Origin of the sequence: Arsenophonus sp. ENCA (genome assembly GCF_002287155.1) — a bacterium.
Taxonomy (GTDB): domain Bacteria; phylum Pseudomonadota; class Gammaproteobacteria; order Enterobacterales; family Enterobacteriaceae; genus Arsenophonus; species Arsenophonus nilaparvatae.
On record NZ_NHNG01000434.1, the window covers coordinates 1 to 2,312 of the forward strand.

Here is a 2,312-nt window from a genome sequence, read left to right on the forward strand (position 1 = left end):
ATCGAGAAGTTAAACAAAATTGTGGTATTGAACGCTGTCAGGCTCGCACGAGCCGAGCGCAAAGAAATCATATTTTTCTCGCTATTTCTGCGTGGTTTGAACAACATAAACGTCGTATATCTGAAAAAATAACCCTTTATCAACAAAATTGGGACGTAATCAAAAATGCTATTGCTGAGCACATCCGTGTTTTATTAGCGTACCCAAATTAGTTTTGTGCGAAACTCGTGTAAGTTAAACCTCTTTTTATTCTCAATAGCGTGACAAAAAATGCAAGTCTCTATTCAGCAACTAGTTTATTGATGTACAGGCAAACTTACGCTCATTAGATATGCAACATGCTTTAGAAAAGTTAACTGCAATGACACGCTCAATAAAAATTTTAGGCTGCTACCCAGCTGATAATTTAGTATCTACCGGTGTTGCTAACTAAAAAACCGGTTGTATAACCGGTTTTCAAAAAGTATTAATAACAGTAAATTAACGGCTAATATCATTAGCTTGTTGTAATAATGTATTACTTTCTTGCATGAACCGTTTAGCATCTTGACCAAACCATTGGCTAATTCTCTCAAATTGAGAAATAAACTCTTCCTTATCTTTCTCTTTAAGCAATGCAACAGAATGACCAAAACTTTGGTAATATTTAGCAATTAAATCAATGTTTTGATCAGATGCCATAATAATATCTGCATAAAGTTGTGGATCCTGAGCAAACAGACGTCCAACCATTGCTAACTCTAATCGATAAATAGGCGATGAAAGGGTTAACAATTGTTGCAGATCGACTTTTTGTTCTGATAAATATTGTCCATAAGCAAAAGTAGTAAAATGACGAAGTGCCTGGATAAATCCCATACATTTATCATGTTCTACAGCATTAATTTTATGTAATCTGGCTCCCCAAACAGTCAATTGTTCTAATAACCATTGGTATGCTTGTGGATTTCTCCCTTCACAATAAATAATAACCTGTTTAGCAATACTATTTACATCTGAGCCAAACATGGGATGTAAACCAACAACAGGCCCATTATGCACTGATAACATAGCTTCAAGCGGTTGCTGCTTAATAGAAGATATATCCATCAATAAAGTATCTTCAGACAATTTCGGCAATTTATGGATAACTTCTAGCGTTGAGTGGATGGGAACACTAATCATTACTACCGCCGGATTAGCCAATAATTCATCAGCTCTATCCCAATCTTGTTCGCTCAAACTATGAACTTCATAGCCCGAGAGTCTAAATAAGCGACCAAATAATTTTCCCATCCGACCTTGGCCGCCTACAATGATAATCGGCCCTAGATCAGTATTTAATTTTTTAAATCCTTGGTTATTTTCATGCAGGTAAGATTCTCGCATAATGCGACGTAAGATATCTTCAATCAGATCAGGAGCAATACCTATTTTTTCCGCTTCTTTGCGACGCGCCTCCAACATTGAAGCCTCACGCTCTGGCACATAGATAGGTAACCCTTGTTGGCTTTTTACTTCACCAACTGCCGTCACTAATTGCATTCTTTTTGCTAATAAAGCTAGTAATGATTTATCGATTTCATCAATTTGTTGACGTAATTGTAATAATTCTGCTGACATCAATTTACCTTGAATTAACTTGCTTTTTCTAGGGTCTTAATACGCTCTTTAAGTACTGAACGAATTTTAGTATGTAATTTTCTTAATACTGCCTCTGTTGTTTCCCAACTAATACAAGCATCAGTGACAGAAACACCATATTTCATTTTAGAACGTAATTGCTCTGAAGATTGACTTCCTTCATTAATATGGCTTTCCAGCATCATACCGGTAATTGACCGATTACCATTTATAATTTGTTCAATAATAGATTCAACAACCTGTGGTTGACGGCGAAAATCTTTTTGGGAATTACCATGGCTACAATCAATCATTAAAGAGGGTGATAAATTGGCATTGCGCATCTGCATTTCACAATTTGCAATATCTTGTGCACTGTAATTTGGCTTTTCCCCTCCTCTTAAAATGATATGACCATCAGGGTTACCTTGCGTTTGTAATAAACAAACCTGACCTGATTGATTGATACCCATAAACCGATGTGGCATTGCAGCAGCTTTCATTGCATTAATTGCTGTAACTAAATTACCGGGCACCTCGAAAAACCTAAGCCGAGTTTGATTTTGCTGATAAAGTTATCGGAAGCTGGTCTACTGAGCTAACCACCATGAAGAAACGCAGCGCCATTAAGAATGACCTCTTTGCAAACCAGTATCACCAACAGACGATCGACAAGTTGGGTGACCCGCTGGTCAAGATCGAAACCTGTA

The 2,312-nt window shown here is 37.0% G+C and carries 1 protein-coding gene and 2 pseudogenes; 1 reads left to right on the forward strand and 2 read right to left on the reverse strand.

Annotation, left to right across the window (positions count from 1 at the left end; translation table 11 throughout):
- A pseudogene (locus CBG25_RS11305) lies at positions 1-212 on the forward strand (hypothetical protein); the annotation flags it as partial.
- A 268-nt stretch (positions 213-480) separates the two neighbouring features.
- Here CBG25_RS11305 and tyrA read toward each other — a convergent pair.
- Both tyrA and CBG25_RS11315 read right to left on the reverse strand, forming a co-directional pair.
- The gene (gene tyrA / locus CBG25_RS11310; protein ID WP_290606710.1) at positions 481-1,602 is read right to left on the reverse strand and encodes a bifunctional chorismate mutase/prephenate dehydrogenase; all 1,122 of its coding nucleotides are present in this window, start codon (positions 1,600-1,602) and stop codon (positions 481-483) included.
- Positions 1,603-1,616: 14 nt separating this feature from the next.
- Positions 1,617-2,132: pseudogene (locus CBG25_RS11315) on the reverse strand (3-deoxy-7-phosphoheptulonate synthase); the annotation flags it as partial.
- Between the last annotated feature and the right edge of the window lie 180 nt (positions 2,133-2,312).